Origin of the sequence: Luteibacter yeojuensis (genome assembly GCF_000964085.1) — a bacterium.
Classification (GTDB): domain Bacteria; phylum Pseudomonadota; class Gammaproteobacteria; order Xanthomonadales; family Rhodanobacteraceae; genus Luteibacter; species Luteibacter yeojuensis_A.
The window spans coordinates 123,256-143,621 of the sequence record NZ_JZRB01000030.1 but is presented as its reverse complement, the minus strand read 5'-3'; the positions used below and the strand labels follow the sequence as shown (position 1 = coordinate 143,621).

Annotated in this window: 18 protein-coding genes and 2 tRNA genes; 6 read left to right on the top strand and 14 right to left on the bottom strand. The window is 66.1% G+C overall.

Annotation, left to right across the window (positions count from 1 at the left end):
* The 6 genes from VI08_RS14645 to VI08_RS20985 form a co-directional block, all read right to left on the bottom strand.
* Window positions 1-674: UvrD-helicase domain-containing protein (locus VI08_RS14645; RefSeq protein ID WP_045830336.1), on the bottom strand; the 674-nt coding region annotated here is incomplete at its 3' end.
* Window positions 671-4,093 (bottom strand): exodeoxyribonuclease V subunit gamma, encoded by a 3,423-nt coding sequence (recC, locus tag VI08_RS14640; RefSeq protein ID WP_232309557.1) that lies wholly within the window; start codon window positions 4,091-4,093, stop codon window positions 671-673. The genes recC and VI08_RS14645, both read right to left, overlap by 4 nt.
* Before the next feature lie 70 nt (window positions 4,094-4,163).
* A complete protein-coding gene (locus tag VI08_RS14635) occupies window positions 4,164-4,586 on the bottom strand; it encodes a CopD family protein (RefSeq protein WP_045830335.1) in 423 nt (140 codons plus the stop codon).
* A gap of 36 nt (window positions 4,587-4,622) precedes the next feature.
* On the bottom strand, window positions 4,623-4,988 hold the full coding sequence (locus tag VI08_RS14630) for a hypothetical protein (protein ID WP_045830334.1): 366 nt from the start codon (window positions 4,986-4,988) through the stop codon (window positions 4,623-4,625).
* 146 nt (window positions 4,989-5,134) lie between these two features.
* Window positions 5,135-5,211, bottom strand: a tRNA-Asn gene (locus VI08_RS14625).
* Window positions 5,212-5,258: 47 nt separating this feature from the next.
* The gene (locus VI08_RS20985; protein WP_052697977.1) at window positions 5,259-5,783 is read right to left on the bottom strand and encodes a pilus assembly FimT family protein; all 525 of its coding nucleotides are present in this window, start codon (window positions 5,781-5,783) and stop codon (window positions 5,259-5,261) included.
* Between the two features lie 125 nt (window positions 5,784-5,908).
* Between VI08_RS20985 and uvrB the strand changes: the two genes are divergently transcribed.
* The 5 genes from uvrB (at window position 5,909) to VI08_RS14600 (ending at window position 9,398) form a co-directional block, all read left to right on the top strand.
* A complete protein-coding gene (gene uvrB, locus VI08_RS14615) occupies window positions 5,909-7,930 on the top strand; it encodes an excinuclease ABC subunit UvrB (RefSeq protein ID WP_045830333.1) in 2,022 nt (673 codons plus the stop codon).
* 78 nt (window positions 7,931-8,008) lie between these two features.
* A tRNA-Val gene (locus VI08_RS14610) sits at window positions 8,009-8,083 on the top strand.
* A 73-nt stretch (window positions 8,084-8,156) separates the two neighbouring features.
* Window positions 8,157-8,867 (top strand): RNA pseudouridine synthase, encoded by a 711-nt coding sequence (locus VI08_RS14605; protein ID WP_045830332.1) that lies wholly within the window; start codon window positions 8,157-8,159, stop codon window positions 8,865-8,867.
* A gap of 95 nt (window positions 8,868-8,962) precedes the next feature.
* On the top strand, window positions 8,963-9,229 hold the full coding sequence (locus tag VI08_RS21420) for a BrnT family toxin (RefSeq protein WP_084621532.1): 267 nt from the start codon (window positions 8,963-8,965) through the stop codon (window positions 9,227-9,229).
* Window positions 9,216-9,398, top strand: a complete 183-nt coding sequence (locus tag VI08_RS14600; protein ID WP_045830331.1) for a hypothetical protein — start codon at window positions 9,216-9,218, stop codon at window positions 9,396-9,398. Before VI08_RS21420 ends, VI08_RS14600 begins: the two co-directional genes overlap by 14 nt.
* A gap of 2 nt (window positions 9,399-9,400) precedes the next feature.
* Here VI08_RS14600 and VI08_RS14595 read toward each other — a convergent pair whose 3' ends face one another.
* On the bottom strand, window positions 9,401-9,670 hold the full coding sequence (locus VI08_RS14595) for a hypothetical protein (RefSeq protein ID WP_045830330.1): 270 nt from the start codon (window positions 9,668-9,670) through the stop codon (window positions 9,401-9,403).
* Between the two features lie 101 nt (window positions 9,671-9,771).
* Complete coding sequence (locus VI08_RS14590; protein WP_045830329.1) at window positions 9,772-10,044, bottom strand: hypothetical protein; 273 nt, start codon at window positions 10,042-10,044, stop codon at window positions 9,772-9,774.
* A gap of 169 nt (window positions 10,045-10,213) precedes the next feature.
* Here VI08_RS14590 and VI08_RS14585 point away from each other — a divergent pair, with 169 nt between their 5' ends.
* On the top strand, window positions 10,214-11,350 hold the full coding sequence (locus VI08_RS14585) for a serine hydrolase domain-containing protein (protein WP_045830328.1): 1,137 nt from the start codon (window positions 10,214-10,216) through the stop codon (window positions 11,348-11,350).
* 3 nt (window positions 11,351-11,353) lie between these two features.
* Here the strand turns inward: VI08_RS14585 and VI08_RS14580 are convergent, their stop codons facing one another.
* The 6 genes from VI08_RS14580 to VI08_RS14565 form a co-directional block, all read right to left on the bottom strand.
* Window positions 11,354-11,959: a DNA-3-methyladenine glycosylase gene (locus tag VI08_RS14580; protein ID WP_045830327.1), complete on the bottom strand. Its 606-nt coding sequence runs from the start codon at window positions 11,957-11,959 to the stop codon at window positions 11,354-11,356.
* The gene (locus tag VI08_RS22395) at window positions 11,959-12,093 is read right to left on the bottom strand and encodes a hypothetical protein (protein ID WP_269745847.1); all 135 of its coding nucleotides are present in this window, start codon (window positions 12,091-12,093) and stop codon (window positions 11,959-11,961) included. The genes VI08_RS14580 and VI08_RS22395 overlap by 1 nt, the downstream gene beginning before the upstream one ends.
* A gap of 2 nt (window positions 12,094-12,095) precedes the next feature.
* Window positions 12,096-12,251 carry a DUF3309 family protein gene (locus tag VI08_RS21415; RefSeq protein WP_084621531.1) on the bottom strand — a complete coding sequence of 52 codons (156 nt, stop codon included), beginning with the start codon at window positions 12,249-12,251 and terminating at the stop codon, window positions 12,096-12,098.
* 141 nt (window positions 12,252-12,392) lie between these two features.
* Window positions 12,393-13,790, bottom strand: coding sequence for a nucleotide 5'-monophosphate nucleosidase PpnN (ppnN, locus tag VI08_RS14575; protein ID WP_045830326.1), 1,398 nt, complete (start codon window positions 13,788-13,790; stop codon window positions 12,393-12,395).
* 166 nt (window positions 13,791-13,956) lie between these two features.
* The gene (locus VI08_RS14570) at window positions 13,957-17,316 is read right to left on the bottom strand and encodes a TonB-dependent receptor (RefSeq protein ID WP_045830325.1); all 3,360 of its coding nucleotides are present in this window, start codon (window positions 17,314-17,316) and stop codon (window positions 13,957-13,959) included.
* 412 nt (window positions 17,317-17,728) lie between these two features.
* Entirely contained in the window at window positions 17,729-20,188 is a 2,460-nt protein-coding gene (locus tag VI08_RS14565) for a TonB-dependent receptor (RefSeq protein ID WP_045830324.1), read from the bottom strand.
* Between the last annotated feature and the right edge of the window lie 178 nt (window positions 20,189-20,366).

Below are 20,366 nucleotides of genomic sequence, written 5' to 3'. Positions count from 1 at the left end.
GCGGCAAGGAGCCCGCCGATGCCTTCGCCCGCCACGAGTACCTCGCCATCCACGCGCAGGGTGGCTTCGCCACTGCCCAGCAGTGGCAGCAATGAGCGCAGCAAGGCATCCGGCGTGCGCCACTCCGCCTGCACGGCGGCCAGCGTGGCTTCGTCGAGCGGGTAGAACGCCTGGCGCCAGTAGTCGCGCACGCACTCGGCGAGGAGCTCGCTTTCATCCGGCTCGAGCGTCTGCGCGAAGGCGTGGCCACTGCCGAACGCATGCTGCGTGAGCATGCGCTGGCTCCAGCCGTGGATGGTGAAGATGGCGGCTTCATCCATCCATTGCGCGGCAAGCTCGAGGCGGCGCGCGCACGCGGGCCGCTGCTCCGGTGCGTACGACGCGACCAGCTCGCCAAGCAGGGGTTCGTTCACCGTGCCCGCCCGGAAGGCCACCGCCGCTTCGACAAGGCGCGCGCGGATGCGCTCACGCAACTCCTGCGTGGCGGCCTCGGTGAAGGTGACGACGAGGATCTGCGGTGGCAGCAAGGGCCGCGGCAGGCCATGGCCCAGCACGGCGCGCACGTACAGCGCGGCGATGGTCCATGTCTTGCCCGTGCCGGCGCTCGCCTCGATGAGGCGGACGCCGTCGAGGGGCAGCGCGAGGGGACGCAGGGGTTCGCTGGCTTGGCTCATGCCGCCTCCACCTCCAGCGCCGCCAGGAGGTGCTGGTACGGCGCCAGGTGGTGTTCGAACCCCGCCGCCAGCATGGCGTCGAACGTGGGCCAGGCGCGGGCGAGGTAAGCATCGCCATCGACCTCGCCACGGGCGAAATCATCGCCCGGCCCATACGCGCGGCGCGCGCTGGCTTCGGCGTCGCCATGCCGCTCACCGAGCCAGCCTAGCGCCGCCTTCACCGCCACGGGCAGTGGCCGGCACATACCCTCGCGCCACGCGCGCACCAGCGTGCGCAGCGCCGCGTCGGCGGCCGCCGGCGGCATGGGCCGCATGACGATGGTGGCATCGGGCCCGATATAGCGTGTTTCGATGGCATGGCCCGCCACCTGTGCCACGAGGTGATCCACCCAGGGCATGACCACGCGATGCGCCAGCGGCTGTTGCTTGTCATCAAGGACAGACGACGGCGACACCAGCAGCGCGGCGAGCTGCCCCTGCGCGTTGGCGCGCAGGCCCGCGAGCCAGTCTTCGATGACGACGCCATCGCATGCGACACGCACTTCGTACTTGCCGGCTTCCACCGGCCAACGGGCGCGCTCCGCGACAACGCGCTGGTGCACCGCCACCGCCGCTTTCTCGAGATCACGCTTCACCGGTGCCGCGAAGCCGCCCATGGGCAGCAGCCCGCTACGCTGCAAGCGCGCCGTGGCCCTGCCGATGGCGGCTTCGGCGGCCGGCTCGTCGCGCAGCGCGGCGCGGACCAGCACGTCGGTCATCGTGAAACGATCGAGGCCGCCGATGGCGAACGGCTCGAGCGCCTCGCTGGCCACGTCGGGCACGTCGAAACGCACGCCCAGCCGGGCCTGGAAAAACTCGCGCACGGGGTGGCGCAGGAAGCGCCGCAACGTGGCGAGGCCGATGGGGCGGTCGACCGGCCACGGCGGCAAGGCGTCGTCAGCGTGGGGCACCCCGCCGCCATGGATATGCCGCCATTCGTTGGCATAGGTGAACAGGCGGGTATCGCCGGCACGGAAATACGCCGGGCTGAAGGGTTGCAGCGGATGCACGACCGTCAGCCGCGCCAGCAGATCGCCCCCCTCCGCCGCCGCCCAGCCCGCGTGCAGGTAATCGCGCAGCTGGCCCACGAGCACGGACGGAGCGCGCTCGGCGTTATCACGCGCGCTGCGGCCAACCCAGCCAATGTGCAAGGCATCGCGCGCCGACAGCAGGGCCTCGAGGAACAGGTAGCGGTCGTCCTCGCGGCGCGAGCGATCGCCCGGGCGCCAGGCCCCCGCGCGCGCCATCAGGTCGAAATCCATGGGCGGGCGCGCACGCGGGTAGGCGCCGTCGTTCATGCCCAGCAGGCACACGAGGCGGAACGGGATGGCGCGCATGGGCATGAGCGTGCCGAAGCTGACGGCGCCCGCGAGGAAACGCTTGGAGAGCCCACTCTCGTCGATCTGGCCGAGCCACGCTTCGCGCACCACGTCGACCGGCACGGGTTCGTCGAAGCCCGCCTCGCGACAGGCGCGCTCCCATGCATCGAGCGCATCGAGCAGGCGCTCGACGCGCATGCGGTCGTCCGGATCGGTCGCGTCGAAGAACCCGCGCATCAGCGCGCGCAGGCGCACCGCCCACGCGCCGGCGGGCACCGGCACGGCCATGGCGCGCGCATGCGTGCCGAGCCGCTCGACCAGGTCGGCCAGTGGCCCGACCAGCGCGGCGTCGAGGCCGCCGACCTCAGCATAGGGTTCGATATCGCCCCAGGGTTCACCTCGCCCCACGGCATAGCCGAGCAGCATGCGGCGCAGGCCGAAGAGCCAGGTGTTCTGTTCCAGCGCGGGCAAGCCCAGCGACGCGCGCTGTTCGGCATCGAGGCCCCAGCGGATGCCAGCGCCCTCGACCCAGCGATGGAGTAGCGGAAGATCGTCGTCGCCCAGGCCAAAGCGTTGACGCAGCGCGGGCACGTCGAGCAGGTCGGCGAGATCGCCCGCGCCGAAACGGGATTCGGTCATGCCCAGGAGCATGTCGAGCGCCATCACGAGCGGCACCGTGCCACGCGACGCGCGGTCGGCGATGCTGTACGGCACGTAGCGCGGATCGTCGCGCGGCACGCGGCCGAACACCGCGTCGATATGCGGCGCGTAGGTGTCGATGTCGGGCACCATGACGATGACGTCGCGCGGCAGGATGGGGTTGCCAGTGCGTGCCGAGGCCTCGAAACGCGCCAGCAACTGGTCGTGGAGGATCTCGACCTCGCGCTGCGGGCCATGCGCGACGTGGAACGCGATGGAACCGTCGTTCGCGCCGACCGGCGCCGGCTGCGCGGGCAACGGGTCGAGGTCGAGGATGGCGGCTTGCACCTGGCCCAGCAGCGACGAGGTATCGGGCTGCTCGAAGAAATCGATGCGCTCGTCCCATGCGGTGAAGCGCTTGCGATACGAATCCGGGTGGTCGAACTCGTCGAGCATGCGGATGTAGTCGCGGCCTTGCTTGCCCCAGGCGGCAAGCAGCGGGTTGGCATGGAGGTGGAGCTCGGCGTCCGCCAGCAGCGGCGGCATGCCCGGCTTGGCCTGCTGCCGGCGACGCTCCGCGCGCAGCAGCTCGCGGTCGTCGACGATATCCGCCCAGTAGTGCCGGCACGGGTTCAGCACCACCAGCACTACCTGCGACCAGCGCGATAGCGCGGAGAGCGCCTCGAGCGTCTGCCGCGGCAGCGACGACATGCCGAACACGACGATGCGCCGTGCCAGCGCGCGCGGCCGCTCGGTGGCCGACGCCGCGGCCTCGAGGAAGCGCGCATGCACCGCCGCACGGTGCCCGTGCGCCTCGCCCGGGCCGACGTCGTCGAGCAGGCGCCGCCACAGGGCCGCCTGCCAGCGGTCGTCCACGGCCATGGCCGGCGCGCCGCCACGGGCATCACGCATCACGTCGCGCCCGGCGGCCCAGTCATCCAGCCAGTCGGCGCGGTAAACCTGGTAGCCGTCGTAGAGATCGGCCAGGCGCTCGGCCAGCTGGTGGCATTTGCGGGCGTCGCCGCCATCGCCCAGGAAGGCGGCCAGGGGCTCGAACACCGGTTCGCGCGCCAGCGCGGGCAGCAGGCGCATGAGGCGCCACACGAGGCGGGATTTATCGAAGGGCGATTCCGGCGGCACGGCGTCGCGGCCCAGCACCGCGCGGTAGGCGTGCCACAGAAACCGGCCCGGCAGCTCGACATGCACGGACGCCGCGATGCCCATGCCGCCATCGGCCTCCGCCCGCGCCAGCGCCAGGCGGAACCACTGCGCGATGCCGTTGGACTGGACGAGGATGCGCTCGTCCTCGAGCGGGCGCAGCGGCGCCTGGCGTAGCCACCCCACGAGGATGTCGCGCAGGTCTTCGAGGCGGTTGCCGTGCAGGACCATGAGGCCCGGCTCGATCGGGTGGGTATCGCTCAAGCGCCAGCTCCGTCGGCGGCGGGGGTGAAGCGGTGGATGATGGCCGATGGCGGTCTCACGCGGCGAGACCTCAGAACGGCTTGGCCACCACGAGGTAGACGATGGCGAGCAGCACCAGCACCGGCAGCTCGTTGCCGATGCGCAGCGCCTTCGACGACGGCAACGCGCCGCCGGCGATGCTGCGCTTCAGCGCCCTGCCCGCCCAGATGAAGTACGCCAGCATGACCGCCACCAGCGCGAGCTTGGCATGCAGCCACCCGCCGTGGATGCCGAAGTAGAACCACAGCACGAGGCCGAAGATAAGCGCCATGCCGAACATGCTGTGGCCGAACGTGTAAAGGCGGCGCCCCATGAGGTGCAGGCGCGCCGCGACGGCGGCGGGCTCGCCCTCGGCTTCCTTGATGTTGACCAGGATGCGCGGCAGGTAGAAGACCGTGGCCATCCACGCGATGACGAATACGATGTGCAGGGACTTGGTCAGCAGGTAGGCCACGGGCAACACTCCCTTTGAAAGGCGTGAGTGTAAGCCCTACGAGGCGCGCATGAGCTGGTGCAGCGCCTGCGAGCCCGCGAAGCCCAGCGCGCCGCCGAGGGCCGCCACCGCGGTGACGAAGCTCCACGCGCGCTGGCGCAGGCTGGCGAGGTCGCGCGCCCCCGCGCCCACCTCGTGGCGCAGCAGGGCAAGTTCGGCGGTAGCGTTGGCCACGGCACGCTCGACGCCATGGACGCGCACCTCGAGGCGCTCGAAGCGCGTGTCGATACGCTGGAAATGCTCGTTGGTGCGGCGGACGTGCTCGTCGAAACGCGCGAGGAACGCGTCGAAGCGGGCATCGGAACGCGCGTGCCGATCCTGCATGGCGGCCCATTCGGTGGTGGGCAGGGACCCGTCGATCATGAAGCTGACTCCGGTGGAAAGGAGCCGCCAGCATCCCGGTAACCGCGGTGCTTCGACAGTCTGCGGCGCCCAACAGAAAATGTAGGTGGTGCCCGACACGCGCGCAAAGAAAAAGGGCTTGCATCGCTGCAAGCCCTTTCAAAATCTGGCGCCCGAAGTTGGACTCGAACCAACGACCCCCTGATTAACAGTCAAGTGCTCTAACCGGCTGAGCTATTCGGGCGGGGAGCCACGTATTTTGTGTATATGGCGGGGGGCTGTCAAGCATTCTTAACGAACAGCGCCATGCCCCGCGGCACAGGCCGCCGCATCGGCCGCGCCAGCGGTTTCCCGGCGGACCTTGCCAGCCGCCGAGAGCACCACCGATTCGGCCGTGGCCGGCCGTTTCCGGACACACAGGGTCACCGTGGTGTTATCGCCCAGCGACGCGCCCGCCTCGTCGAAGCGCATGTGATCGCGGCCGCCCCGCGCGCTGCTGGCGAGCCGCGCCGGCAGGGCATCGTGGGCCGCGAGGATCACCGTGCCGTGGACCACCAGCCAGCCGTGGTGCCAGGGGGCGCCGGGGGCGCAGCGCCGGGCATCGGGCGAGGGGCACACCGCGACGCCACCGCCCCGCGCGATGGCCGAGCGGCGGGCGGAGGCGAGGTCGTCGGCCAGGGCATCGGCCGCCAGGCGCGCGCGGCGCGCGGCGATGGCGTCGCCCATGGCGGGATACGCCATGGCGCTGGCCAGCGCGACGATGAGGAGCGTGACGGCGAGTTCGGTGAGGGTGAAAGCGCGCTGGTGGCGGGGCATGGCAATTCCTTGTGCGTGGCCCGCAGCATGCCCTTGCCCGGCCACCCGGTCTGTAGTCCAAAGACGTCACGCCGTGTAGGCGCAGCGCCTTTAAACTCGACCCTTTCGCCAGCATATCGTCAGCCATGACTGATCGTTTCCAGCTCGCCTCGCCGTACCAGCCCTCCGGCGACCAGCCCGAGGCCATCCGCCGGCTGACAGAGGGCTTCGAGGCCGGCCTGGCTGCCCAGACCCTGCTGGGCGTGACCGGGTCAGGCAAGACCTTCACCATCGCCAACGTGATCGAGAAGGTGCAGAAGCCGACCATCGTGCTGGCGCCCAACAAGACGCTGGCCGCGCAGCTATACGGCGAGTTCAAGGAGTTCTTCCCGAACAACGCGGTGGAGTACTTCGTCAGCTACTACGACTACTACCAACCGGAAGCCTATGTGGTGGCATCGGATACCTTCATCGAGAAGGATTCGAGCATCAACGACCACATCGAGCAGATGCGCCTGGCCGCCACCAAGGCGCTGCTCTCGCGCAAGGATGCGCTGATCGTCGCCACCGTGTCGGCCATCTATGGCCTGGGCGACCCGGAGGACTACATGAGCCTGCGCCTCATCCTCTCGCGCGGCGACCATGTCGACCAGCGCGCGCTGATCCGCCAGCTCACCGAGCTGCAGTACACGCGCAACGAGATGGAACTGCGCCGCGGCTCGTACCGCGTGCGCGGCGAGGTCATCGACGTGTTCCCGGCCGAATCCGAGGCCGAGGCGCTGCGTATCGAACTGTTCGACGGCGACGTGGAAAACCTCTCGCTGTTCGACCCCCTGACGGGCGAAGTGCTGCGCAAGGTGCCCCGCTACACCGTGTACCCGAAGACGCACTACGCCACCACGCGGCAGAGCGTGCTCAACGCCATGGAGACCATCAAGGTGGAGCTCTCCGAGCGGCTGGAGCAGCTCTACAAGGACAACAAGCTGGTGGAAGCCCAGCGCCTTGAGCAACGCACGCGCTTCGACCTGGAGATGATGGCCGAGGTAGGCTTCTGCCAGGGCATCGAGAACTACTCGCGGCACATGACGCGGCGCGGCCCCGGCGAGCCGCCGCCCACCCTCTTCGACTACCTGCCGCCCGATGCGCTGATGGTGGTCGATGAATCGCATGTCACGGTGCCGCAGCTGGGCGCCATGTACAAGGGCGACCGCTCGCGCAAGGAAACCCTGGTGGAATTCGGCTTCCGCCTGCCCTCGGCCATGGATAACCGCCCGCTGCGCTTCGAGGAGTGGGAGCGCCGCGCGCCGCGTGCCATCTATGTCTCGGCCACGCCCGCGAAGTACGAGCTCGATCACTCGGACGACAACATCGTGGAACTGGTGGTGCGCCCCACGGGCCTCATCGACCCGGAAGTGGAGGTGCGCCCAGTGCGCACCCAGGTCGACGACCTGCTCGGCGAGATCCGCAAGCGCATCGCCATGGGGGATCGCGTGCTGGTGACGACGCTCACCAAGCGCATGTCGGAGAACCTCACCGATTACCTCGCCGAGCACGACGTGAAAGTGCGCTACCTGCATTCGGATATCGAGACGGTAGAGCGCACGGAAATCATCCGCGACCTGCGCCTGGGCGAATTCGACGTGCTGGTGGGCATCAACCTGCTGCGCGAGGGCCTGGACATGCCCGAGGTATCGCTCGTCGCCATCCTGGACGCCGACAAGGAAGGCTTCCTGCGTTCCACCCGCTCGCTGATCCAGACGATCGGCCGCGCGGCGCGCAACATCCGCGGCAAGGCCATCCTTTACGCCGACGAGATCACCGGCTCGATGAAGGATGCCATGGACGAAACCGCGCGCCGCCGCGAGAAGCAGATCGAATACAACGCGGCCAACGGCATCACGCCGAAAACCGTGGTCCGCCGCATCGCCGACATCATGGAAGGCGCCCGCGCCGATGTGGGCGCGCGCGGCAAGGGCAAGAAGGGCAAGGAGACGAAGAAGGCGGCCGAGGCCGCGGCCGATTACAGCGCCCTCAGCCCCGAGCAGGTGGGCACGATGATCAAGAAGCTCGAGGCCCGGATGTACAAGCACGCCCAGAACCTCGAATTCGAGGAGGCGGGCAAGGTCCGCGACGAGATCCACCGCCTGCGCGAACGGGCGCTGCGCTAGGCCACGGGCCGCCCGGGCATGAATTTCCCGGGGCCCCTTGCGTCGGCCGGCTGGCATCGGTAAACTGCGCAGCTCTTCGGGCGGTTAGCTCAGCGGTAGAGCACTACCTTGACATGGTAGGGGTCACAAGTTCGATCCTTGTACCGCCCACCACTTTCCTCACCAGGGAGTGGCACGAAGACACGACTAAGGAGCCGCCAGGCTCCTTTTTTATTGGGCCACGCCGATGACCGAACCCGAGCGCCTCGCCAAACGCATCGCCGCCATGGTGCCCTGCTCGCGGCGCGAGGCGGATATGTACATCGAAGGCGGCTGGGTCCGCGTCGATGGCGTCGTCGTCGAGCAGCCGCAGTTCAAGGTGGCCGACCAGCGCATCGAGATCGACCCGGCGGCGAAGCTTACCCCGCCCGAGCCGGCATCCATGGTGCTGTACAAGCCCGCGGGCATGCCGGCCACCGAGGCCCGGTCGCTCATCCGGACGGAAAACCACTTCGCGGACGACGCTTCCGGCGTGCGCTTGCTGCACCGTCATTTCGCACGGCTCGACCTGGCGCTGTCGCTTCCCGACATGGCCAGCGGCTTTATCGTCTTCAGCCAAGACTGGCGCGTGAAGCGCCGGCTCGACGAAGATCTCGAGCGTATCGAGCAGGAACTCGTCGTCGAAACGGCTGGCACGCTCTCGCCCGCGAACCTGGCGCTGCTCAACCACGGGCTGGTCTTCGACCACTACGCCCTGCCGCCGATCAAGGTCAGCTGGCAAAGCGAAGCCAGGCTGCGCTTCGCCATGAAGCGCATCTCGCCCGAGACCGTGCTGCGCATGTGCGAAGCGGTCGGCCTCGAGGTCCTCGGGATGAAGCGTATCCGCATGGGCCGCATCCCCATGGGGCGGATGGAGCCGGGGCAGTGGCGGTACCTCGCGTCGAGTGATCGGTTCTAAGGCCGAGTCTCCCCGGCGGCTGAAGGCCGCCGCCTACATGAAGTGCCGGCGGAGGCCGACATACAGACCGACTGCCCTGTCCCTAGGATGGCGGCATGGAGATCTGGTACGACGAGGCCAAGCAGGGCCGGAACATTCGCGAACGCGGGCTCTCGTTTGAGAGGGTTGCCCAATTTGATTTCTCTTCCGCGCTCGTACAATCGGACACGCGTGCCGACTACGGCGAAGAGCGACTCGTCGCGCTAGGCCTTCTGGGCGAACGCGTTCACGTGGTTGTGTTTGCACCCAAACCCAGCGGAATCCGAGTTATCAGTTTTCGCAAAGCCAATAAACGCGAGGTACGACGCTATGAAAAATACTAGGCCGCTTACCACGCGGGACGGCGAGGTTCGGCACGACCTGACCGAAGCCGAACTGGCGCTCTTCAAGCCCGCCCGTGACGTCCTGACGGACGAGCTGCAGCGCATCCTGCGCGTCAACCGCCGTCTTGTACGCGAGCGTGTTGCCGATCGCCGTGCCAATAAGACCTGACCTTAGCGGCACTGCTGCATCAGCACACTCATATCGTGCTGTGTCCTGAGCGACAGCCCGGCTCCGCGAAGGGTCACCAGGCTCTTGCCGTCCACGGCGTTAGCCACGCTCATTTCACCCTGGGCCGGCCCATCCTTAGCGGATGCAATGAGCACCCGGTGGCCATCGGGGAATGTCGTCGCGCTCGTACCCGGCCATCGCTTCGCGTAGGCCTGCGTTACGCAGGCCACGTAGTCATCGGCGCTTTTCGTGGTCGTGAGGCCGTCGAACATGGGAGGCTTGCCTTCGGCCGACCACGCCGTCAGCGGGGCCAGGCCGAGGAAAACACAAGCCAATACGGGAAGGCGCATCGCGGTGCCCTCACTGGCAAGGATCAGCTGTCGAGTTGCGTAATGGCCGTCACGCGCCCATTGACCACTTCCACCTGTACGCTCTTCCCATCCTTGAAGTACTCCAGCCGGTAGCCCTGCAGGCCGCCGCGCGAGGTCTCCATGGGCGTTTCGCGATCAGGCTTGCCAGCAACCTGGCGAAGGCGACCTTCGCTGTCACCTGTGCTCACCACTTGCGAGTTGACGCGCCAGGTGTCCGATGCGAACGCGGGAACGGCCAGGGCTGCAAGCAGCAGCCCGACGATGATTCGCTTCATGCGTATCTCCTTGTCATGTGCGGGAGAGCCTAACCCCGGCCTCCTGTCCGCAGCAAGTTGCGGAAGACCCCACCCACTCCTTGGCATTCAGCGAACGGCATGGGTGCGGCGCACATGACAACGCCTCGCTTCGCGCCTAGATTGCCTTCGACTAGCCCGGGAGCACTCCATGGTCCGTCGCCACCTGATCCTGCTTTTCGTCACCACACTGTCGCCACTGGGCCCGGCCACGGCAGCCTCGCCGCCCACGGACAACCCACGCCATACCGCCCTCGACAAGGCGATCGACGCCGCGGCATCCACCTATTTTGCCGAAACCTGCCATGCCGGCCTTTCCGTCGCGGCCGTGACGCCGGAAGGTACGCGTGTCTATGGCTACGGCTACGCCGATCGCGCGAGGCGCTCGCTTCCAAAACCGGACAGCCTCTATGAGATCGCCTCTGTCACCAAGAGCTTCACCGCATCGCTGGCGGCGTACGCCGTGCACGAAGGCAAGATGGCCCTCGTCACCGACTTCCGCGAGTACCTCGAGGGTTCGTATCCGAACCTGGCGAAAGACGGCCACGCCGTGACCCTAAGCACGCTGCTGACGCACCGCTCAGGCATGCCACGCGATATCCCTGACAGCGATGCGATCTTCGACGCGAAGAATCCCCGCACCCTGCCCGTCCAACTGATCGCATTGAACAAGGGGCGCGACGAGAAGGCTTTCCTCCGTGACCTGCACGCCACCACGTTGCGTAGCACGCCGGGCGCGGAAGAACGTTATTCCAACGCAGGCTTCCAGCTCATCGGCGCCGGCCTCGAGCACGTGTACGGCATCCGTTACGACGTGTTGCTGCAACAACGCATCCTTTCGCCGCTAGGCATGGCCTCGACCACGCTGGCGCCTTCACCCGCGCAACGCGCGCGCCGCGTCACCGGATACGACATGTTCGGCACACCAGCACCGGGGCACCCCGCGAATGCCGGCGCCGCCTGGGGCCTGTGGTCCACGCCGGCCGACCTCGCGAAGTACGTGCGCTGGCAGCTCGATGGCAACGATGCGGTCGTGGCGCTCTCGCACCAGCCGCTGGTCCATGGCGACGGCGAAGACGTGGCGATGGCTTGGCACGTCGAAACGATCAATGGAAAACACGTGACCTCGCATGGTGGCGGCAGCTTCGGCAGCTCGAGCCAGGTCGTGCTGTTCCCGGCGAGCCACCACGGCTACGCGCTGCTTGCCAACGACACGTGCAAGGGCACCGAAAGTGCATTGAAGAAGCTCGCCATCGCCGCGGAAGCGCAGGCGACGAAGGCACCCTGAGGATCAGGGCTTCGACACGTTCGTATTGCCCGCGACGAACCATCGCCATAGCAGGTCAGTGCCTTCGCGGATGCCGATGCGCGCTGACTCAGGCACGTTTTCCGGCGGCGGCATGCCGTCATCGAGCACGGTATAGCCGTCGCGGGCCCGCACCAGGTCGATGCCGTTCTGCTCCCCGGTGATGCCCAGCGCCTGTGTCAGCCGCGCCGGCCCACTGCATAACTCCCGGTCACGCCGCACGCGGGGCCGCGCCGTGCGCATCGCATCGAGCCCGGCGATCGGCTCGAGGGCGCGGATCAGCACGCCACTGCCCTCCCCGTCGTCGCCGCACACGGTGTTGCAGCACCAGTGCATGCCATAGGTGAAGTACACATACATATGCCCCGGCGGCCCGAACATCACCGCGTTGCGCTTCGTCTTGCCGCGAAAGGTGTGGGCCGCGGGGTCGATGGCACCAACGTAGGCTTCCACCTCGACGATGCGGCCTGCGCGGCCATCCGCGCAGGCCAGGACCTTGTTCAGAAGCTCGGGGCCGACCACGCGCGGATCGCGCTGGTAAAACGGCCGCGGCACGATATCACCCGGCCAGGTCGGCCTGCGATGCCCCATCAGGTTTCAGGCTGCTCGCCATCGGAGTCCGGCTCCGGGCCACGCCGCTCGACCGGGTCGTGGTCGAACGGCGGCGGTGAGGTGCCGGGAGGCGGCAGGTCGGTATCCGGCACGGGGCGGTGCGGCCGCGGCATGTTCAGAAAACGCCGAGCAGCCAGCAGACCAGGATGATGGCGAGGATCACGCCGATGCCGCCGCTCGGGCCGTAGCCCCACGAGCGCGAATAGCCCCAGGTCGGCAGGCCACCGATGAGGGCAAGGAGCAGGACGACGAGAAGGATGGTGACAAGCATGGGCGTCTCCTGGCGTTGCGCGAAAGGTAGACGCATCGTTGCGCGGAGGGCCGTCTAGGGCCTGTGATGCCCGGCGTCGGCCGCGGTTGACGGTTCAGCCGGCGGCAGGCGGGGCGGCATGGCGCCGCCCCGCCGCGTGGATCACGTACGGACGACGTAGCAGGGCTCGTAGGCGGTGCCGCCCGGGAGCTTCATGCGGTGCTGGGCCACGAAGGCCTTCAGCAGGTCGTCGAGGGCGCGCATGATCTCCGGCTCGCCGTCGATGACGAACGGGCCGTGCTCGGCGATGGCGCGGACGCCCTCGGGCTTGACGTTGCCGGCGACGATGCCCGAGAAGGCACGGCGCAGGTCGGCCGCCAGCTCGTGGCGCGGGCGGTCGCGATGCAGGGCCAGGCCCGACATGGCGTTGTGCGTCGGCGGGAACGGCTGCTGGAACGGCAGCGGGATCTCGAGCGCCCAGTTGAAGAAGAAGGCGTCCTTGTTGTCCAGGCGGTGGTTGCGCACCTTGTCGATGCCCGACACCATGGCGTGCGCCACGGCGGCCGGGTCGTCGATGATGATCTTGTAGTGCTCGGCCACCGAATCACCCAGGCACAGCCGCAGGAAGCGGTCGATCTGCTCGAAGTACGCGGCCGAGTTGCGCGGGCCGGTGAAGATGAGCGGGAACGGGATGCCCTTGTTCTTCGGCATCAGCAGGATGCCGAGCATGTAGAGGATTTCCTCCGCCGTGCCGACGCCGCCGGGAAAGACGATGATGCCGTGGCCAAGGCGGACGAATGCCTCGAGGCGCTTCTCGATGTCCGGCATGATCACGAGGTTGTTCACGATCGGGTTCGGCGATTCCGCCGCGATGATGCCCGGCTCGGTCACGCCGATGTAGCGGTTGCCCTTGCGGCGCTGCTTGGCGTGGGCGATGGTGGCGCCCTTCATCGGGCCCTTCATGGCGCCCGGGCCGCAGCCCGTGCAGATATCCATGCTGCGCAGGCCGAGCTGGTAGCCCACGCGCTTGGTGTATTCGTACTCATCGCGCGAGATGGAATGGCCACCCCAGCACACCACCAGGTTCGGGTCCACCTGCGGGCGCAGGATGCGCGAGTTGCGCAGGATCTCGAACACGGCATGCGTGATGCCGACGCTGTCGTCGAGGTCGAACGCACCGGCTTCCAGCTGCGCCGACACGTAGACGATATCGCGCACCACGGCCACCAGCAGCTCGTTGATGCCGCGGATGAGGCGGCCATCGACGAACGCCTGCTCGGGGGCGTTCTTCAGTTCGATCTTGATGCCACGGTCTTCCTGCAGCACCTGGATATCGAAATCGGGGTATTGCTCGAACATCGAGCCCGGGTCGTCCGAGAGGTTGCCCGAGGTGAGCACCGCCAGCGCGCAGCGGCGCAGCAGCTGGTGCAGGCCCGAGCCGCTGGCATCGCGCAGGCGCGCCACTTCGTTACGGGAAAGGATATCGAGGCCGCCGGCGGGAGAAACGCGCGCGCTGACCGTCTTGCCGGTGACCGGCTCCCCAAAGTGCTGGGCATTCATTGACTTACATGTCCTTCTGACCGCGAATTAGCGGCGAACCCCGCTCCGGGAGGTGGAGCGGACTGCCTAGGATCACGCGGGGGTTGGGTGGGGGTCAAGCGGGCAAAAAAAACCGGCGCCCTCGCTTGCGCCGGCTCTTGTGTCCTTCGAGAGGGCGAGCCCTCGCTTAGAACGTGTAACGCACCGTCAGGCTGGCCGACCAACGCGAGACCGGGTTCAGCTTGGTCGCGCTGTTGTCGGTCGGGGCGTCGTACACAGCCTTTGCACCCGGCTGGTAGTTGCCCTGCGAATCGGTCGGCAGCTGGTAGATGTAGTTGCCGTTCGCGTCCACGCCACCGAAGTTGGCCAGCGTGCGGGTGTACGGGAAGCCGACATACGACTGCTGGCCCCAATCCTTGTTCACCAGGTTCAGGAAGTTGTAGACGTCCAGGCGGATCTCGCCCTTGTTGCCCTTGAAGATGCCCGGGATTTCCTGGCTCAGGCTGAGGTCGAGCTGGTTGACCCAGGCCGAGACCGCATCATTGCGACGAGCGACCTTGCCCTGGTTCTTGCGCAGGCTGCTGTCGTGCTGGATGTAGTCGTAGAACTGGTTGACCAGGGCCTCGGAGGCCGCGCCACCGGTGGTGGTGCGGAACACCGTGCCATCGTTGCGGGTCGGGATGTACGCCAGGTCGCGCGAGTACGAGTCACCATTGGCGTCGTTACCGAACACCCAGCTGTACGGCACGCCGGAGTGGCCGTCGTAGAACGCGCTGATCGTGGTGGCGTAGTCGCCGAAGAAGTTGTGCTGCCACGCGATCGACGCGTTGAGGCGACGCGCGATGTTGGTATTGGACGTGGAAGCGACGTCTTCGTTCGGGTTGTACCACGCGTTGTTCGAGTAGTTCGACGACGCCTGGCTGCTCGTGCCCGGGTTCACTTCGGTGGCGTGGCTACCCGTGGCGGCGATGCTCCACGACCAGCCGTTTTCCATCGGCTTGGAGAACGACAGGGTCACCGTATCCGCACCACCCTTGGAGGTGTTGGTCAGGTAAGTGACGGCCTGGGCGAAACGGTTATCGGAGCGGAAACGGTTCGAGTTGGTGCTGCTCGCAGCGCCGGTGGCGTTGGCCGCGCAGTTCGCGGTCGTCGCGCCGCCCAGGGGAGCCGAGCCGCCAATGCAGCCGTAGTACGTGAAGCGGCCGTCCGGCATGACACCCGTCGGCGAACCGATGTTGAGGTTCTGGTAGAAGATGCCGTCCTGCACGTCGAGGTGCTGGTACTCGATCGTACCGATGATGCCCTGCCACGGCAGTTCGCGATCAAACGCGATCGACGACTTCCACACGCTCGGCAGCTTGAAGTTCTTGTCGACCGTGTCGACGGCCATCTGCGGGGTGGTACCCGCGCCGCTGGTGTTCTGCGCAAACGGGTTGGAGCTGAACGCCGGGCACGGGATGGCCGGGCCATTGCCGAGGCGGCACTGGTCGGTCGAGCCGATGCGGTTGTACGAGTACGTGACGAGGTTGATACCGTTGTTCGCGTACGGGTTCGTCATCCACACGGTCGGCGGATCGGACTGGAACAGGCCAACGCCACCACGCAGCTGGGTCTTGTACTCGCTGTCGAAGGTGTAGTTGAACGACAGGCGCGGCTCGACGAGCTTGCTGCCGTTGACCGTGTTCGCGTTGCTGAAGCCGTACTTCTGCTCAAACGTGGCGTTGTAGAGCGGCTTGTCGTCGGTCAGGTACTTGTTGACGCGGAAGCCGAACTGCACCGAAAGGTTATCGGTGGGCTGCCAGGTATCCTGCAGGAAGAACGTGTTGCGACGCAGTTCCCATTGCGCGGCGACGTCATTGAGCGAGTAATCCGCGGCCGGGCGATACAACGAGTAGTTCGAGTACAGGCCGTTGGCGAAGCTGTTGATGCCGTTGCCGAAGGTGTAGGCGCCGAACTGGGTGCGGCCGAACAGGTTATAGATGCGGGTGCGCTCCCACTCCACGCCACCCTTGATGGTGTGGTCGTCGAGGTACAGCGTGCCCACCCACAGCGCGTTCAGGTTCTTCACCGAAGCGGCGTTGTAGTGCGAGAACTGGTCTTCGCCGAGGTTGATCGTCGGGCCCGTGTTCGCGTTGGTGGAGGCGCCATTGTTGACGCGCACCGTGACCATCGGCTGCTGGGTATCGACCGAACGCGCCAGGCCGAAATCGCTGTAACCGATCTTGGTTTCCGACGAGAACATGTCGTTCCAGTCGTCGAACGACTGCAGCGTGTAGTTCTTGATGTCGGTGTTGACGGTGTACCAGTAGCTGGAAAGGCCGATCGACGAGGCGCCGTTACCCTGCGGGTTGGGCTTCACTTCCTTGGTACGCGAGTACGCAAGGTTCATGCGGTGGCCGTCGGTGATGTTCCAGTCGAGCTTGCCGGTATAACGCTTGTCGGTCAGCGTGCCGCCGTTGGCGCCGAGCGCGCCCGGCACCAGGCCCAGGCCCGTGGCCGCGGCGATGGTGCGGTCGAGATCGGCCTGCGAGACCTTGTTGTTGGTCGAGTTGGCCAGCGAGCCGTCGAGGCCATTCACGGCACCCGAGCTGAGGCCGGTCACTTCTTCCTTCTCGTAGCTGGCGAAGAAGAAGAGCTTGTCCTTGATGATCGGGCCACCGATGGTGGCGCCGGCCTTCCAGTTGCGGTCGAACTCGGTGTAGTCGCGGTCCGCGCCGTTGTTGAGCCAGCCCGCTTCGCCCACCATGCTCGAGGCGTTCTTGAAGCCGTAGTAGGCCGAGCCGTGGAACTCGTTGGTACCCGACTTGGTGACGGCGTTGATTTCAGCGCCGATCGTGTCGGAGCTGGCGTCGTAGTTGGCCGTCGAGATGTTGTACGAATCGATGGTATCCATCGCGACGGGCGAGCCGACGGTCGGCAGGCCGGTGCCATTCAGGCCGAACGGGTCGCCCACGCCAAGGCCGTCGACCTTGATGCTGTTCATGCGGGCGTTCTGGCCGTTGGCCGAGATGGCGCCGGTGCCGTGGTCGACGTTCACGCGCGGGTCGAGGCGGGCGATGTCGGCAATGTTGCCGCTCGGCGTCGGGGTGGCCTTCAGCTGCGCCTGCGAGATGTTGGTGCCCAGGCCCTTGTTCTCCGAAGAGAACTGGCCCGACACGGCGGAAACCGTCACGGCGCCAAGCGCCGTGGCGTCGGCGGCATTGGCCGCGGCGCCGGCGCTCAGGTTAACCGCGGTGTCGGCACCCAGCTGGAGGTACACGTTGTCCTGGCGAGCCGACGGCGTGCCGTCCTTGCTGGCGGTGACATCGAACGGACCGCCGACGCGCAGGCCCTGGGCCGCGTAACGGCCGTTGGCATCCGTGGTCGTCGTCTTGGTGGTGCCCGACGGCTCGTGGACGATGACGACGGTGGCGTTGGCAACCGGCTGGCCGGCGGCATCAAGGACACGGCCGGAGATCGTCGACGACGTCTCCTGGGCGAAGGCCGGCGCGGCGATGAGCGACGCGATGGCCAACGGCAGGAGTTTGGCGCGGAGACGCATATTCATTGGAACGAACCTCACAATTTCGCGAGAAAAAAAGCTGGAAAGACGGCGCGTCGCAACACGCCCGTCCCCTGGAAAGGCACAACGATTCTTCGGTTTTCCCCTGACCCGGGTGTATCGCCCAGCGGTCTCGGAAGGACAGTGGTCCGTAAAGATTAGATGAAGTTTATTACATCGCCATAACAACTTGCGATAGGAAAAGGTCCAAGAACCTGCCGGCCGCCCTGCGGATTTAGATCGATCAAGTACTTACAAGCCCATGATTTTACGAAGATTCACAAGTCTGAATGACGCTTAGCAGGAATCTGGCAGAGCCGCCGGGGTCGCGTGACAGATGAGACATCGGCGTTAAAAAAGGGCGCCCTTCCTGCCGGAAGGGCGCCCTTGGGCTGCGACGGGGGTTTGGTGCAGGCAGTTAGAAGAACGACGCGCCGAAGGTGACCATGAACGTACGCTCCTGGAGCACCGAGTAATACGGGGCCGAGGCGTACAGGGTAGTGCCGTTCACGTCCTTGATCTTGTCCGGGTTCGAGGCCAGGAACGAGGTGACATTGCTGGCATAGGTGAACGCCTTGCGGTCAGCCAGGTTGAACAGGTTGATCTTGATGTACGGCTTGCGGAAGGTCGTCGAGAAATCGGGGAAATCCCAGCCGGCGTTGAGGTTCAGCGTGGTGTAGCCACCGATTTTCTGCGTGTTCGACCAGTCACCCCAGCTGGCGCCCTGGTACTTCGCGTTCAACTGTGCCCAGAACGGGCCATTCTTGTAGTTAAGGGCTACGTAGCCGGTGTTCTTCGGCGAGTTAAGCAGGGTCTTGCCCTTGGTGTAGTAGATACCGTCGCCCAGCGTGTCGAGGTTCGCCTGCATCAGCGAGCGCGTGTAGTTGTAGTTCGCATACACCGACCAGTTTTCATCCAGCTTGTAGCTGGCCTCCGCGTTCAGGCCGCGCATGTGCACCTTGGGCAGCTGCGTGTACACGGTGAGGCCCGTTGCTTCGTCGTACCCCGACACCTGCTTGTTGTTGAAGTTGGAGGCATAGGCATCGACGCTGGCCGAGAGGCTTTCGCCGTAGAAGCGCCAACCCAGGTCGCCGGTCACCGAGGTCTCCGGCTTGTTCGGCAACGGGTTAGCCTCCGCCGTGCCATTGCCATACAACGCATTCGACAGGATCGCGCCGTTGATCGGGGCGCGGAACGTCTTGCCCACGCCAAGGTAGAACTGGTTCTGGTCGTTGAGCTGGTACTTGATGCCGCCGGTGGGCGTGAACTTGTGGAACGTCTTGTCCGGGTTGGCGGTATAGGCGGCATTGACCGTCGTCACCTTGCCAGCGGCGCTGATCGAGCCGATCGAATCCGGGTACTCAGCCACATAGCCGTCGCGCTTCGACCAAACGTAGGCCAGGCTGCCGGTAAACGTCCATTTGTCGTCCGGCGTCCAGTTATCGGTGATGAAGGCCTTCTGGTTCGTCGTGGTCGTGTAGTTGATGTACGACTTCTGCGCCACGCCATCGGGGTACGAGATGCGCTCGTGCTTGGCCCAGGTATCCACGGGGATACCGGTTTCCGGGTCGACCGGCACGAACACCTGGTCCTGCTGCTGGCGCGGGCGTTCCCACCAGAAGCCGTACTCAAGGCTGTTGTTGTCGGTGAGGTCCTGGTTGAGCTTGGCGATGATGCCCGGGCGGTAGGTGATCGAGTTGCTGAACGAGTTGACCAGCTTGGTGCCGCTGAGCTTGCCGTCGCCGTCGAGGTCGTAATTCACCGAGTGGTAGTAATTGTTGTTGGCCAGCGGGTTCTCGGTCACCGTGCTGCCCGAGCCACCACCGCCCTCGCCGTACTGGAAATAAGGCACCACGCTGAGGCGCAGGCTGTCGGTGAAGGTGAATTCGCCATCGGCGCTGGCGAGGTAATTGCGGAACGGGTTCTGGTGCAGCGCGTAGAAGTTGCTGCTGGTGCTGCCCGGCGTATACACGCTGGCGTAGCTCTGCTTGTACTGCTGCGCCACCTGGGCCTTGGTCAGGCCCTCGTAATTGGTCTTCACTTCGCGGTTGTACTGCACCGAGAAGGTCACTGAATTGCGGTCGTCGATCGTCCACACCGACTTGCCGTCGACCTTGGTGATCTTCGCCTTGCCGCGACCACGCCACAGGTTGGTTTCGTTATTGGAGTACGACAGCCACGAACGCACCGGGCCGGTATCACCCGTATTGAGGCGGAAGAACGTGCGGTGGTAGCTGTTCTGGCCCAGCGACTGGCTGAAATCCAGGCCGGCCGTGTGCGAGGGGTCGACCGTCACCCATGCGATCGAGCCACCGGCGGCACCTGCGATGGGCGTGTCGTTGTCCGGGTAGCCTTGCTGCACCGTGATGTCACCCATGTTCTCGGTGTCACCGTATTCGGTGGGGTAGATCTTGTAGTTGCCGCTGTCGTTGATCGGCGCGCCGTTGACCGTCACGCCCACCTCGTCGATGGGAAAGCCACGGATGGTCACGTTGCCATCGTTGGTGCCGGTCACATCGTCGGTGGACGACACCACGCCCGGGATCGAATCGATGGCCTGGATGAAAGTGGCACCCGGCGCCGCCTGCTTGATGGCGTCGCGGGAAATGGTGGAAACCGCTTTCGGGGCGTCCTGGATCGACATCATGCCGCCACCCAGGGACAGGCTGTCGGCACGCACCTGCACCGCGCTCATCTGCTCCGCCGCGCGGCGCGTGGCGTTGTCGTTGGTGGTGTTCGACGTGTTGGAGACGTTCGAACGCTGGCCGGTTGCCGCCTGGCCCTGCGGTTGGGCGTCCTGGCTATCCTGGGCCACGGCTGCGCCGGCGACGAGGCACAGCGTGAGGGCGATTGCCGCCGAAAGGGAGTTGCGATTCATCGGTGGTTTCCTGGTGTGATGCGTTATTGCGTATCGAAAAAAATTTCTAATTCCGCTATTAACTGCGGATATATCCCGGCTCGCTTTTAATTACGTTCACGCAAGAAAAAACGTTTATGCCGGACACGACCAAACGCCCGGTACGGATACCGGGCCGAAAGGCGAAAGTGTCGGCCGC